Here is a 13,661-nt window from a genome sequence, read left to right on the forward strand (position 1 = left end):
CTGTAACACTCCTTAGTTTTTTAGAGAGGGAGTTTGCGAACCTCTTTTAGCGAACAGTGTTAATAATAACATAATGTACCAGAAAAGAAGACTGTAAATTCAAGTCTCCGGAAGGTGTACTATTTCTGTAATAGGGTATATTTATAGCATAAGGAAAGGGGATGTTTGACATGAGAGCAATTATTATCGACAGTTATGGTGGTATAGAACAACTGAAAGAAAGAGAAGTAGAAACACCAACTATCAACGAAAATCAGGTGCTAGTTGAAGTTCATGCCACTTCTATAAATCCAATTGACTGGAAATTACGTGAAGGCTATTTAAAAGAAATGTTACCTTGGGAATTCCCAATTATTTTAGGTTGGGATGCAGCGGGTGTGGTTGCTAAAATTGGCACAAACGTTAAGCATTTCAAAGTAGGCGATCGTGTCTTTACGAGACCTGCGACAACACGTCAAGGGACTTATGCAGAATTTGTGCCAGTAGAGGAACAGCTATTAGCTCATATGCCAGAAAGCATGACTTTTGAAGAAGGCGCGGCAATTCCGTTAGCTGGGCTAACTGCTTATCAATGCCTTGTCGACTTTGCCGAAGTTAAAAAAGGAGATAAAGTATTGATTCATGCGGGAGCCGGTGGAGTGGGAAGTATGGCCATTCAAATCGCTAACAGCATCGGAGCGTATGTAGCGACGACTGCGAGTGACAAAAACGATGAACTGGTCAAATCACTAGGTGCAAATCGTGTCATTAATTACAGTGAAGAAGATTTTAGTGAGTTACTGGAAAACTTTGATGCAGTATTAGACACAATGGGTGGAGAAGTACTAGATAAAAGTTTCAAAGTCTTGAAAAAAGGCGGGAAACTGATTTCGATTGCAGGTCAGCCTTCTGCAGAGAAAGCGCAAGAGCACGAAGTAAAAGCAAGCAGCTTTTGGTTAGAGCCGAGCGGTGAGCAATTACATCAGCTGGCTAATTTGTTTGTATCAGGAGAATTTAAACCTGCGATTGGTCACGTGTTTGATTTTAGTGAGCAAGGGTTAAAAGATGCGCACGAACTTAGTGAAACTCATCATGCTCGCGGAAAAATTATTATCAAAGTGAAATCTTAATAAAACGAAAAAATCCTTTCACATGAGTGAAAGGATTTTTTCGTTTTACGTATTAACCTGTTGGTGCATCGTCTTGAGCTTCTTCAGTACGTACAACTAAGACATCACATTTTGCTGAACGAACAATGTGTTCTGAAACGCTACCGATTAGGAAACGTTCAACCGCATTTAATCCGGTAGCACCACAGATAATTAAATCCGCTTCAACTTTCTGTGCCAAATCTCTTGAAATCATTGTCTTAGGAGAACCATAATCGACAACAATGTTCACTTTTTCAACACCACCGGCTAATGCTTCTTTTTTATACTCTTCTAATAAATCTTCAGCAAACTTTTGAGCACGGTCAGCAATCGAGCGATCATACGCTTCAATTGCAGCGAACGAACGGGTATCGATTACGTTTACCAAATTTAATGTAGCGTTATTCCGTCCAGCAATACCAACTGATTTTTTAAATGCCCACTCAGCTTCTTTCGAACCATCGACTGCTACAAGAATTTGACTGTATTTTAATGTCATCCTACATTCCTCCTTTATCTCTCTTTGTAAACATTCGCTAAAACTATCTAAGTTCCTGCTAAATTGGATGTAATTTCGTGAATTTTTTGTCTAATTAAAGGCGTCTTTTGACATGGTAATTAGATGAATAGAAATAAATAGCTAGCAGTAAAGTGATGGTTTAAACCAATCGTTCAATTTACGGTAAATGAAAAGCGACATCAGAATTTTTCTGATGTCGCTGTGTCTATTAATTATGGATAATTTGAAGTTCTTTCGGGAATTTTGTCAGTACTTCGTAACCATCTGCAGTTACAGTGACGTCATCTTCAATACGAACGCCGATTTTACCAGGAATATAAATACCAGGCTCTAATGTAAAGACCATTCCTTTTTCCATTTTTATCGAATTCTCGCCATGAATAGAAGGGAATTCATGAACATCGATGCCTAAACCATGTCCTAAACGGTGTGTGAAATACTCGCCGTATCCTGCATCTGTAATTACTTTACGTGAAATTTGATCAAGTTCAGCAGCTGTAACGCCAGGTTTGACCGCTTCAAGAGCAGCTGTTTCAGAACGATAGACAATATCATATACAGCCTTTTGCTCTTCACTAGGTTCTCCAAGCGCTAATGTACGGGTAATATCTGAGCAATAGCCTTTATGAACAACGCCAAGGTCAAACAATACCAAGTCGCCATTTTTCAATTTACGATCGCCAGTTTTACCGTGTGGTGAAGCCGCTTTGTCTCCAGCCAATACAGTTGTATCGAACGACATATGCGTAACGCCACGTTTTTTTAACGCTAATTCAATTTCTGTCATGACTTCAATTTCAGTAATGCCTTCTTTAATTGTTTTTGCAGCTACTTCAATCGCGTAATCAGCTAATGCCGCTGCTTCACGTAATATTTGCAGTTCTGCGTCATCTTTTATTACACGCATAGCATTTAACTGATCGTCCAGTTGTACAAGTGTACGCGGCTCAAAGAATGAGAGAATCGCTTCGGAGCGATCCACTGTCATATGCGCTTTTTCAATTGCCATTGTTTTTAATTCAATGCCACGCGATTTTGCTGTTTTATATAAAATTTCCATGGAATTTTGTGTGTCTTCGTGACCGACGATTTCGCCTGTCCACCCAGCATTCTTTGCATCTGGAATTTCCATTTTAGGACAAATTAAAAAGGGTTCAGCTTCTGCGAATATCATGACACCTAGTAGACGTTCATGTGGATTACTTTTGAAACCACTAACGTAAAAAACGTTGTAGGGATCTGTAATAAATGCCGCATCAATTGAATGTTGTTTCAGGTAATCTTGTAGTTGGTTAATTTTTATCATATGTATTCCTCCTCTATATGTGTAGCATATCAAAAAACAGGGTATAAATCAGCTATATGAATTGAATTCACTATATTCAAACATCAATTGGAGGGATTTTATGCACGTCTCATATCATGGTCATTCTATTGTGAAAATCAAAACAGGTGAATATACTATTTTAATTGATCCATTTATTAACGGCAATGAGTTCACTGATTTAACGGTCGAAAAAGAAAGCCCAGATGTGATCCTCTTAACGCACGCCCATAACGATCATGTTGGCGATACCGTCGAACTAGCGAAAAAAAGTAATGCGCAAGTGATAGCTGTATTTGAACTAGCTAATTATTTAGACAGTCTCGGTGTAAACGCAGTAGGTATGGGGTTAGGCGGCGCACACGAATTCGAGTTTGGTGTGGTGAAGTTCACAAAAGCATTTCACAGTTCTTCTTTCACAACAGCAGAAGGTGAAGTCGTTTATGGTGGCATGCCAGCTGGAATTTTATTTACAGCAGAAGGCAAAACAATTTACCATGCAGGTGATACAGAAGTGTTTGGTGACATGAAGATGTTAGGTGAGCGAAATGATATTGATGTGGCGTTTGTACCAATTGGCGATCATTTTACAATGGGGCCAGAAGATGCAGCTTATGCGGTCGAATTATTACAACCGAAAGTGGTTGTTCCGATCCATTACAATACATTCCCGCCCATTAAGCAAGATCCTGAGTACTTTAAGTCGTTAGTAAAAGATGCACAAGTAAACATTTTACAGTCAGGCGAAAGCATCAAACTGTAGCACATAAAACAACCCGAAGAGTAGAAACTTTTCGGGTTGTTTTATGCCGTTTATGCCTGTCGGACCAAAACGCCCGCCTCCACTTTTCGATTTGTCTAGTTGCGCTGGGCTGTTCCTCGGGACATAAGCCACAGTGTCAGTGCGGCTGAAGAAATGCCGCTCGGCCACTGCGTCTTATGCCTGTCGGACCAAAACGCCCGCCTCCACTTTTCGATTTGTCTAGTTGCGCCGGGCTGTTCCTCGGGACATAAGCCACAGTGTCAGTGCGGCTGAAGAAATGCCGCTCGGCCACCGCGTCTTATGCCTGTCGGACCAAAACGCCCGCCTCCACTTTTCGTGTACTTATGCTACACTGTAAGGTAAAGGAACGTAGAAAGAATGGGTGAAATCATGGCGACTAAGCATGAACAAATACTGGATCATATTGAGACTTTAGCTGTGGGGGAGAAAATCTCGGTACGGCGTATTGCGAAGGATTTGCAGGTCAGTGAGGGAACGGCTTACCGCGCGATTAAAGAAGCAGAAACAAACCGATTGGTGTCGACCATTGAACGTGTGGGGACAATTCGTATTGAACGTAAAAAGAAAGAAAATATTGAACGATTGACCTATGCTGAAATTGTCAATATTGTTGATGGGCAAGTGCTGGGTGGTAGAGCTGGGCTGCACAAATCCCTCAACAAATTTGTTATTGGGGCCATGCAGCTAGAAGACATGATGCGCTACACAGAAGCAGGCAATTTACTAATTGTCGGGAATCGTTATAAAGCACATGAATATGCACTTCGCGCAGGTGCGGCAGTACTTGTGACCGGTGGATTTGAAGCATCGGATGGCGTAAAAAAATTAGCGGATGAATTCGAGCTTCCGATTATTTCGACTAGCTACGATACGTTTACGGTTGCCACAATGATTAATCGAGCTATTTACGATCAATTAATTAAAAAGGAAATTTTGTTAATTGAAGATATTTTAATTCCGCTAGAAGAAACCGATCATTTAAATCTTAAAGAACCCATTCGTCGTTATCACGAATTAAATGAAGAAACGACACATGGTGGCTTCCCAGTAGTAGACCAATCCAATCGATTGGTCGGCATTATTACTTCGCGTGATGTGATTGGGCATCTGCCTACAGAATTAATAGAAAAAGTAATGACCAAAGATCCCATTACCGTTTCAATGCAGACCAGTGTTGCGGCGGCAGGACATCGTATGATTTGGGAAGGCATCGATTTACTGCCTGTTGCGGATGACTCTGGCAAATTGAAAGGCGTTATTAGTAGGCAAGATGTGTTAAAAGCGATTCAAACGGCTCAACGCCAGCCACAACAAGGCGAAACAATTGATGATATCATCAAAAGTCAACTTCACCAACAAACTAGCGACAAACTATTGCTCGAGTTTCGCGTGACACCTCAAATGACGAATGCTTATGGTTCGATTTCTCATGGTGCGTATACCATGATTTTAACCGAAGCAGCATCGGCAATACTAAAAACGAAAAACCGAAAAGATAGTGTATTAGAAAACTTAACCATTTATTTTTTGAAGCCGGTTCAGTTGGATGTGCTGGTTTACGTCAAACCAACCATTTTGGACATTAGTCGAAAATCTGCCAAAGTTGAAGTTGAAGTATCTTTGGAAAACGAAATCGTTGGAAAAGCCATGTTGACTTTCCAATTACTAGATCGTTAAAGCAAAAAGACCTCTAAAAGGCAGCAGGCACACTCAGTAAACGAGTGTGCCTGCTGCCTAATTAGTCTGTCGGACAAATGGAATCACTTATGGATTCAAATCTGCTTCTTCTTCCAGAAATACATGATAATGACGCGCCGCTTTGTAGTTGTAATAAACCAAAGCTAGACCAAGAACAATGAAAATAGTTGAAATGATGTACGTAATCACGGTTTGAAAAACGAATAGTTGATTGACACCAAAAAAGGCGACAAAACTTCCCAAAGCCATCGATGCACGTGCAGCATACCATTTTTTTCGAATGGGCAAAACGGTGCGTGTGCGGAATTGCTTTGTTTTGTTATAAAAATAAATGACAAATGATACAATAATTAAAACGACAAAAATGAACATAAGGACCTCCTGAATTCCAAAACTCATTATCATTGTACTGAGAACTGAGTAAAATTGCGAATGGATTTCCTTATAAATGGAGGAACTCGGAAATGAACAGTCAAATCATCGACACAATTAAGCAATACAGCACCATTATTATTCATCGTCATGTGCGACCCGACCCGGATGCGTATGGTTCACAACTTGGTTTAAAATACTTGCTGGAACAAAACTACCCAAACAAGCGTATTTTAGCTGCCGGTACACACGATTACACGATGGATTTTTTAGATTTTCCTGACACTGTCGAAGACCAAGATTTCGAAGGGGCTTTAGTGATTGTCACAGATACTGCCAATACAGAACGTGTGGATGACCAACGCTATAAGACAGGCGACAAACTCATCAAAATTGATCACCATCCAAATGACGATGCCTATGGAGACATCGTGTCTGTGGATACAACGGCTAGTTCAGCATCTGAATTGGTTTATGACCTTTATACATATGGTCGTGAACATGAAGACTGGAACATGTCAGCAAAAGCAGCTCGGTTATTGTATGCAGGAATTATTGGTGACACTGGACGATTCTTATTTCCAAGTACCACACAAAAAACTTTTTCAGTTGCCGGTGAGTTGATAAAATACGATTTTGATCGCAATGCGCTGCATAACGGCATGTACGAAATGGATCGTAAATTATTGCATTTGCAAGGCTATATGTACCAGAACTTCAAAATGGATGAAAATGGTGCGGCGTATGTTAAAATCACCAAAGACATTTTAACAGAATTTGATGTTACAGCAACAGATACTTCTTTATTGGTTGGTTCGCTTGGAAATGTAAAAAATATAAAAGCGTGGGTTATTCTGATTGAAGAAGACCGTGAAATTCGAGTTCGATTGCGTTCGAAAGGACCCGTTATAAACGAGTTGGCTAAAGAATTTGGTGGTGGAGGTCACCCGCTGGCTTCTGGGGCAACTGCGTATTCATGGCAAGAAGCTGACCGTGTAATTGATCGTCTAAAAGAAATTTGTGCAACTGCAAATTAAGGAGGGAGTTTATTGTCAATGGTTTATCCGCATATAAGCACATCAGCCGATTTGCTGAAAAGCACGGTGCGCCTTGACGAACTTTTCCCTTATTTAAAGGAACAAGGAGCCACATCAGTCGCAATCGTTAATACAAAATTGTATGGCATTTTACCGTTTTGGGAAGAATGTCGCCGTGCCGATATTCACGGAGTAATTGGTTTATCAGTTTTTATCGAATACGAAGAGCAGCATTATCCAATCATTTTGTATGCCCAGACCAATAAAGGTTATGGCAACTTACTGAAAATCTCCAGTGCTCTCTCGACGAGAGACAAAGAGGCAATACCTGAACAATGGTTAAAAGCTTATAAAGAAGGCTTGATTTGTGTCATTCCAAACAAAGCAGAGTGGCTATTAGCTGATCGGAGTCAGGTTTTCCAATTTGTAAAAGACTTGTTTGGTGTTTGCGCTTTTGGAAGTCTTGAACGTCCAGGTGGTGTTAAGTCTCAATACGAGTCGACGTTTATTGAATTGTGCGACACCATCCAATTACCCATTATCGCAACACACGAAAGTCGTTATTTGCGTGAGCAAGATGCATTTGCTTATGAAGTGGCATCTGCGATTGGTCAAGGGCTAAAGATGAACGATCCGCAAAGGCATGAACCGAAGCACACGAGTGCCTATATTCCAAGCCCTAAAGAATTGGAATCTTGGTTTGTAGATCAGCCGGAATGGCTCTTGCGTACAACAGAACTGATGGCAAGTTGTCATGTAACAATTCCAATGAATCAGCAATTGCTGCCGGTTTTTCCTGTGGATGAAAAAGTTGACAAAGCGACTTTTATTGCGGAGCTATGCAAATTGGGGTTAGCTGAACGGAAAGTCGGATTTTCAGAAATTTATCAGCAGCGTTTAGACTACGAATTATCGGTCATCGCTAAGATGGGCTTTATCGATTATTTCTTGATTGTTGCAGATTTTATGAAATATGCCAGAGATCAAGATATTTTAACAGGTCCTGGACGTGGTTCTTCGGCAAGTTCACTTGTTGCGTATTCGCTGAAAATTACCGATGTTGATCCGATTGAACATGGGTTGTTATTTGAACGTTTCTTGAATCCAGAGCGAGTTACGCTGCCAGACATTGATATCGATTTTGCTGATCACAGGCGCCACGAAGTGGTCGACTATGTAGCGAAAAAATATGGTGCAATTCGCACGGCGCAGATTATTACATTCGGCACCTTATCAGCGAAAGCCGTTGCACGTGATACTGCCCGTGTATTTGGTTTTGAAGCAGAAGAACTCGAAGCCATTTCAAAAATGATTCCAAATCGTCCAGGAACGACATTGCGCTCAGCTCTTAAAGAGTCTACTGCATTTAACGATTGGATTATTGAAAAAGAAGAACGCAAATCTTGGTTTAAAACCGCGTTAAAATTAGAAGGCCTGCCACGCCATGCTTCGACACATGCAGCAGGTGTGATTTTAAGCCCGACGCCGCTAGTGGACCACGTGCCGATTGAAAAAGGTCATGAAGGAATCTATTTGACGCAATGGCCAATGCAAGAACTCGAAGCCATCGGTTTGTTGAAAATGGATTTTCTTGGTTTGCGTAATTTAACCATATTAGAACAGATCCGTAACTTGGTTTATTGGGATACCAAAAAGCGAATCGATTATAGAAGCCTTCCACTAGAAGACGCTGAAACCTATCAACTGCTGGCCAAGGGCGATACGACTGGCATTTTCCAATTAGAGTCTGACGGAATGCGGCGTGCGCTACAACAAATCAAACCAACGGCTTTTGGTGATATTGTTGCTGTCAATGCCTTGTTCCGACCAGGTCCAATGGAATTTATCCCTCTGTATGCGAGACGGAAACACGGACAGGAATCTGTTAAATACGTTCATCCGATTCTTGAACCAATTTTGAGCGAAACATACGGCGTCATCGTATACCAAGAACAGATTATGCACATTGCCGCGAAAATGGCTGGATTTTCTCTTGGACAAGCCGATCTATTACGTCGCGCTGTCAGTAAGAAAAAAAGAGAAATTCTAGATGAACAGCGTGCACACTTTGTCCGAGGGGCAAAAGCCAAAAATTTTACAGAAGCAGAAGCGGCAGAAGTTTATGATTTGATTGTTCGTTTTGCCGATTACGGTTTTCCAAAAAGTCATGCGGTTGCTTATAGCATAATCTCTTATCAACTAAGCTATATGAAAACTCATTATCCAGTCTATTTCTATACCGGAATGTTGACCAACAGTGCGGGTAATGTCGATAAAACAAAACAATTAATGCAAGAAATCAAAGAAAAGAACATCCCGTTGTTGTCACCATCTATTCAAAAAAGTCGTCATTCGTTTTCTGTAGAAGCTGGCGAAATACGAATCGGTTTGAATGTAGTAAAAGGAGTTCCAGGTACGACTGTTAAAGCGTTACTGGCTGCTAGAGAAAGTGGACCGTTTAGTAGTTTGTTTAATATTGCCGAACGTATTTCGGCTTTGCATTTTAACCGTAAATCATTTGAGCCACTCATTAAAGCAGGTGCTCTGGATGAATTTGGTTATGACCGTGGAGTGTTACTGGCGTCGCTTGATAGTGCCATTAAGCATGCCGAACTCGTTAAGCCAACAGAAGATCCTGGCTTGTTTGATGATATGGGCTCTAGCTTCATGAAACCGAAATACACGAAGGCTACAGATATGCCTGAAACGCTAAAGCTTGACTATGAAAAAGAAGTTCTTGGTTTTTACTTGTCGAAGCATCCGATTGAACGTGAGAAAGAAAATCGTCAAAAAACCTATCAAGATCTGAAATCGCTGAAAAACAAACGGGATAGGGAATCGGTAACGGTCTTAGGTATGGTAGAAGATGTCAAACGGATTCGTACAAAAAAAGGAGATGCTATGGCATTTGTCACTTTAATGGACGATACGGGTCCAGCTTCCGTTACGTTGTTTCCAGTGGAATACGCTAAATACACTTCTCTTTTGGAACTCCATGCTGTACTCGAAATTCAAGGTGTAGTCGAAAATCGTAATCAGAAAACGGCTATTATCTGTAAAACCATAGAAACTTGACTGCTTTTCTCAAAGAAAAGCAGTTTTTTCTTTACGTAACAGTATTTTTTTTGTAAGGTAAAGGATATGAGTGGCCAGACCACTTTCAAAAAAATGGGAACTGAGGAACCATCATGAATCAATCGAAACGTTATTTAGATATAGTACGGGACATTCGTGATATGATTCGACAGGAAAAAATCAAGCCTGGAGAGCGCATTCCATCTGAAAGAGAATTGGCTGAAACGATGCAAGTGGGCCGTTCAACATTGCGAGAAGCGCTTCGTAGTCTTGAACTGTTGGGGTTGATTGAGACTCGTAGAGGAGAAGGTACCTTTTTGTCTGATCACAGAAACCATAAATTGGTTGAAGTTCTATCAACTTTTGTTTTACAGGATAATCGATCACATGAAGATGTCTGGGAAACTCGGTTGCTTCATGAAATCGCTGCTATTCACATAATTTGTCGAAATGAAACCATTAGCCAAATGAAAGTTTGGGACAGTTTTCGGTTGCGCTTGGAGGATGAAAGTTTTCAGCGTCAAGACTTTGTTAGAGAACTAATGGTCTTGTCAGGCAATCGTTTGTCGTTAAAAATTTGGTTTTTGCTTACGCAATATAGTGGCAACCCATATGATGGAACCATTTCTTCTGATGAAATTGACTTTATGAACAGTATACTAGCAGCAATCGAGCAACAAGACGCAGATACAGCTATTCGAGAGTTTCGAACTTGGAGTGACTGGCTAAAAAAGGAGAGAACACACAATGGCAATCATTCGTGATATTTTTAAACGCAATAAAGATAGCAAAGAAGCAACCATGCCGTCAAAATCTGCAAAAGATGTACCAGAAGGTTTGATGACGAAATGTCCTTCTTGCAAGGAAATTACCTTAACAAAAGATTTAGAAAAAAATAAAAAAGTTTGCCCGAAATGCGATCATCATTTTAAAATGACCGCTTACGAACGGATAAATAGTTTATTGGATGGAGACAGCTTCGAGTCAATGGACGACCATTTAAAATCACAAAATCCGCTGGGCTTTCCGGGATATACGGAAAAAGTTCAAGCAGATAGCGAAAAAACTGGTTTGAACGAAGCCGTGTTAACGGGTTCTGGTAAACTGCAAGGGCAAGATATTGTATTAGCTGTAATGGATTCGCATTTCCGTATGGGTTCAATGGGCTCGGTTGTCGGTGAAAAAATCACGCGCGCCATTGAAACGGCTACAGAACGCAAATTGCCATTTATTATTTTCACAGCGAGTGGCGGTGCGCGTATGCAAGAAGGGGTTTTATCTCTAATGCAAATGGCGAAAACCAGTGTAGCATTAAAGCGTCATAGCAATGAAGGTTTGCTTTTTGTGTCAGTCTTGACGCATCCAACAACAGGGGGTGTATCAGCAAGTTTTGCATCAGTAGGAGACATCAATATTGCCGAACCAAAAGCATTGATCGGTTTTGCAGGTCGTCGCGTTATTGAGCAAACTGTCCGCGAAAAATTGCCGGAAGATTTTCAGACTGCTGAGTTTTTATTGGCGCATGGTCAATTAGATGCAGTTGTCCACCGTGCTTCGATGCAACATACACTGGCGACCATCGTGCGCCTTCACACGAAAGGAGCTGTCACAAATGGTTAAAAAGAACGGTAAAAAAACATTGCCTTTTGAAGAACCACTTATTCAGCTGCGTGCAAAAATATCTGAGCTAAAAGATTACACAGCAAACGCTGAAGTAGACATGAGTTCAGAAATCAAGTCTTTAGAAGAGCGTTTCTCTAAACTAGAAGAAGAAATTTACGAAAACATGAAACCTTGGGACCGTGTTCAAGTGGCTCGTCACCCTGAACGACCAACAACGCTCGATTACATACCGATGATTTTTAACGATTTCATTGAATTGCATGGAGATCGCTTGTACGGAGATGACGCTGCCATCGTTAGTGGAATCGCTTCTTTCCACGGTCAGCCGGTTACTATTATCGGCCATCAGCGTGGCAAGGACACAAAAGAAAATGTTCGTCGTAATTTTGGTATGCCTCATCCTGAAGGTTACCGAAAAGCGTTACGGCTAATGAAGCAAGCTGAAAAATTCAAGCGTCCTATCATTTGCTTGATTGACACAAAAGGTGCCTACCCTGGAAAAGCTGCAGAAGAACGCGGACAAAGTGAGGCCATTGCACGTAATTTAGTCGAAATGGCTGGACTTGAAGTGCCGGTTTTGTCAATTGTCATCGGTGAAGGTGGAAGTGGTGGTGCGCTAGCACTTGGTGTCGGAAATCAAATTTTAATGCTAGAGAATTCGACATTCTCTGTTATCTCTCCTGAAGGAGCAGCATCCATTTTGTGGAAAGATTCTGCGTTAGCACAAACAGCTGCTGAAGCGATGAAAATTACAGCGCCTGACCTTTTGGAAATGAAAATAATTGAACATATGATTCCTGAAGTGCGTGGGGGTGCGCATCACGATCCTCAAAAGCAAGCAGCCATCATTTCAGAAGCAATCAGACGTTCATTGGAAGAGTTGAACGGCATGTCTGGAGAAGAGCTGATTGAACAGCGTTATAACAAATTCAAATCAATTGGTGTATTCAGCGAATGATGAAAAACCGCCTCGGCGGTTTTTTTGATTTCCGTAATACAAACAATAATATTTTTTCTGGAGGATAAATCAGACTACCTTCATAAACACTTAACATGTCTCACGACTTTTCAGGACTGACAGTAGGGCCATGTCGTGGTAAGGTAAAAAGAGTAAATGGACTGCAGGAGGGCTACTATGAAGAAAATTGGAGTTTTGACAAGCGGGGGAGATTCACCTGGCATGAACGCTGCTATTAGAGCAGTTGTTCGAAAAGGAATTTTTCATGGCATTGAAGTGGCTGGCGTTTATTCCGGATACCAGGGATTAATCGAGGGCACTATTAAAACGCTAGAAGCAGGGGACGTCGGTGACATCATCCAGCGTGGAGGAACGAAGTTATTCTCAGCACGTTGCGAAGAATTCCGTACAGAAGCTGGCCAATTAAAAGCAATTGAACAAATAAAAAAAGCCGGTCTTGAAGGACTGGTTGTTATCGGTGGAGACGGTTCGTACCAAGGAGCGATGGCTCTGACCAAAAGAGGTTTTCCATGTGTCGGTGTTCCGGGAACTATTGATAACGATATTCCAGGAACCGACTACACAATCGGTTTTGATACGGCGTTGAATACAGTTATCGAAGCAATCGATAAAATTCGTGACACGGCAACGAGCCATGAACGAACGTTTATTGTCGAAGTGATGGGCCGTGATGCAGGTGACTTGGCATTGTGGGCCGGGCTTGCGGGTGGAGCAGAAACTATTCTGATTCCTGAAGAAAGCTACAATATTGATGACATGATCGACCGTTTACAAAAAGGCCGTAATCGTGGCAAGCGTCACAGTATTATTATTGTGGCCGAAGGGGTTATGAATGGTAACGAATTAAAAGCTCTTATTAAAGAAAAAGCAGATATTGAAACACGGGTTTCAGTACTGGGTCATATTCAACGCGGTGGATCACCAACTGCGCGAGATCGTGTTTTAGGAAGTTTGTTCGGTGCACGGGCAGTGGAAGTTCTTCTTGAAGGCGCCGGAGGCAGGGCTATTGGCATGAAGAATCACCAAGTGGTAGACTATGATATGACAGAAGCATTTACTGCAGAGCATAATGCTGATATGAGTTTGTATACATTATCTAAAGAATTAGCAATTTAAAAT

At 41.3% G+C, this 13,661-nt stretch carries 12 protein-coding genes and 1 riboswitch; of the genes, 9 read left to right on the plus strand and 3 right to left on the minus strand.

All coding sequences use genetic code 11. The annotated features are described in order from the left end of the window. Positions 1–6: 6 nt before the first annotated feature. Positions 7–50: riboswitch (PreQ1 riboswitch) on the minus strand. 120 nt (positions 51–170) lie between these two features. Then, a complete protein-coding gene (locus QMF37_RS04290; protein ID WP_071153176.1) occupies positions 171–1,109 on the plus strand; it encodes an NADP-dependent oxidoreductase in 939 nt (312 codons plus the stop codon). Positions 1,110–1,161: 52 nt separating this feature from the next. Here the strand turns inward: QMF37_RS04290 and QMF37_RS04295 are convergent, their stop codons facing one another. Both QMF37_RS04295 and QMF37_RS04300 read right to left on the minus strand, forming a co-directional pair. Then, positions 1,162–1,629, minus strand: a complete 468-nt coding sequence (locus QMF37_RS04295; protein ID WP_058385734.1) for a universal stress protein — start codon at positions 1,627–1,629, stop codon at positions 1,162–1,164. Between the two features lie 229 nt (positions 1,630–1,858). Further along, a complete protein-coding gene (locus tag QMF37_RS04300) occupies positions 1,859–2,956 on the minus strand; it encodes a M24 family metallopeptidase (RefSeq protein WP_283476780.1) in 1,098 nt (365 codons plus the stop codon). Between the two features lie 100 nt (positions 2,957–3,056). On the opposite strand from QMF37_RS04300, the gene QMF37_RS04305 reads away from it, so the two are divergent. Both QMF37_RS04305 and QMF37_RS04310 read left to right on the plus strand, forming a co-directional pair. Continuing rightward, positions 3,057–3,737, plus strand: coding sequence for a metal-dependent hydrolase (locus QMF37_RS04305; RefSeq protein WP_071153177.1), 681 nt, complete (start codon positions 3,057–3,059; stop codon positions 3,735–3,737). Between the two features lie 390 nt (positions 3,738–4,127). Beyond that, complete coding sequence (locus tag QMF37_RS04310) at positions 4,128–5,435, plus strand: DRTGG domain-containing protein (protein ID WP_078080821.1); 1,308 nt, start codon at positions 4,128–4,130, stop codon at positions 5,433–5,435. Positions 5,436–5,522: 87 nt separating this feature from the next. Here the strand turns inward: QMF37_RS04310 and QMF37_RS04315 are convergent, their stop codons facing one another. Further along, positions 5,523–5,828, minus strand: a complete 306-nt coding sequence (locus QMF37_RS04315) for a YtpI family protein (protein WP_058385731.1) — start codon at positions 5,826–5,828, stop codon at positions 5,523–5,525. Between the two features lie 92 nt (positions 5,829–5,920). Here QMF37_RS04315 and QMF37_RS04320 point away from each other — a divergent pair, with 92 nt between their 5' ends. The 6 genes from QMF37_RS04320 to pfkA all read left to right on the plus strand — a co-directional run bounded on the left by QMF37_RS04320 (position 5,921) and on the right by pfkA (position 13,658). Next, positions 5,921–6,865 (plus strand): DHH family phosphoesterase, encoded by a 945-nt coding sequence (locus QMF37_RS04320; RefSeq protein WP_078080297.1) that lies wholly within the window; start codon positions 5,921–5,923, stop codon positions 6,863–6,865. Positions 6,866–6,883: 18 nt separating this feature from the next. Then, the gene (dnaE, locus tag QMF37_RS04325; protein WP_283477077.1) at positions 6,884–9,940 is read left to right on the plus strand and encodes a DNA polymerase III subunit alpha; all 3,057 of its coding nucleotides are present in this window, start codon (positions 6,884–6,886) and stop codon (positions 9,938–9,940) included. Between the two features lie 113 nt (positions 9,941–10,053). Beyond that, positions 10,054–10,704 carry a FadR/GntR family transcriptional regulator gene (locus QMF37_RS04330; RefSeq protein ID WP_078080299.1) on the plus strand — a complete coding sequence of 217 codons (651 nt, stop codon included), beginning with the start codon at positions 10,054–10,056 and terminating at the stop codon, positions 10,702–10,704. Further along, positions 10,688–11,560, plus strand: coding sequence for an acetyl-CoA carboxylase, carboxyltransferase subunit beta (gene accD / locus QMF37_RS04335; RefSeq protein WP_078080300.1), 873 nt, complete (start codon positions 10,688–10,690; stop codon positions 11,558–11,560). The genes QMF37_RS04330 and accD overlap by 17 nt, the downstream gene beginning before the upstream one ends. Then, entirely contained in the window at positions 11,553–12,521 is a 969-nt protein-coding gene (gene accA, locus QMF37_RS04340) for an acetyl-CoA carboxylase carboxyl transferase subunit alpha (protein WP_283476788.1), read from the plus strand. Before accD ends, accA begins: the two co-directional genes overlap by 8 nt. 177 nt (positions 12,522–12,698) lie before the next feature. Then, positions 12,699–13,658: a 6-phosphofructokinase gene (pfkA, locus tag QMF37_RS04345; RefSeq protein ID WP_071153179.1), complete on the plus strand. Its 960-nt coding sequence runs from the start codon at positions 12,699–12,701 to the stop codon at positions 13,656–13,658. The last annotated feature ends 3 nt before the right edge of the window (positions 13,659–13,661 follow it).

This window comes from Planococcus sp. S3-L1, assembly GCF_030063085.1.
Lineage (GTDB): Bacteria > Bacillota > Bacilli > Bacillales_A > Planococcaceae > Planococcus > Planococcus kocurii.

Coding starts and splice junctions, on each gene's coding strand:
- QMF37_RS04315 (WP_058385731.1), bottom strand. CDS start 5,828: ATGTTCATTTTTGTCGTTTTAATTATTGTATCATTTGTCATTTATTTT.
- accD (WP_078080300.1), top strand. CDS start 10,688: ATGGCAATCATTCGTGATATTTTTAAACGCAATAAAGATAGCAAAGAA.
- QMF37_RS04305 (WP_071153177.1), top strand. CDS start 3,057: ATGCACGTCTCATATCATGGTCATTCTATTGTGAAAATCAAAACAGGT.
- dnaE (WP_283477077.1), top strand. CDS start 6,884: ATGGTTTATCCGCATATAAGCACATCAGCCGATTTGCTGAAAAGCACG.
- QMF37_RS04330 (WP_078080299.1), top strand. CDS start 10,054: ATGAATCAATCGAAACGTTATTTAGATATAGTACGGGACATTCGTGAT.
- QMF37_RS04300 (WP_283476780.1), bottom strand. CDS start 2,956: ATGATAAAAATTAACCAACTACAAGATTACCTGAAACAACATTCAATT.
- QMF37_RS04320 (WP_078080297.1), top strand. CDS start 5,921: ATGAACAGTCAAATCATCGACACAATTAAGCAATACAGCACCATTATT.
- QMF37_RS04295 (WP_058385734.1), bottom strand. CDS start 1,629: ATGACATTAAAATACAGTCAAATTCTTGTAGCAGTCGATGGTTCGAAA.
- accA (WP_283476788.1), top strand. CDS start 11,553: ATGGTTAAAAAGAACGGTAAAAAAACATTGCCTTTTGAAGAACCACTT.
- QMF37_RS04310 (WP_078080821.1), top strand. CDS start 4,128: ATGGCGACTAAGCATGAACAAATACTGGATCATATTGAGACTTTAGCT.
- pfkA (WP_071153179.1), top strand. CDS start 12,699: ATGAAGAAAATTGGAGTTTTGACAAGCGGGGGAGATTCACCTGGCATG.
- QMF37_RS04290 (WP_071153176.1), top strand. CDS start 171: ATGAGAGCAATTATTATCGACAGTTATGGTGGTATAGAACAACTGAAA.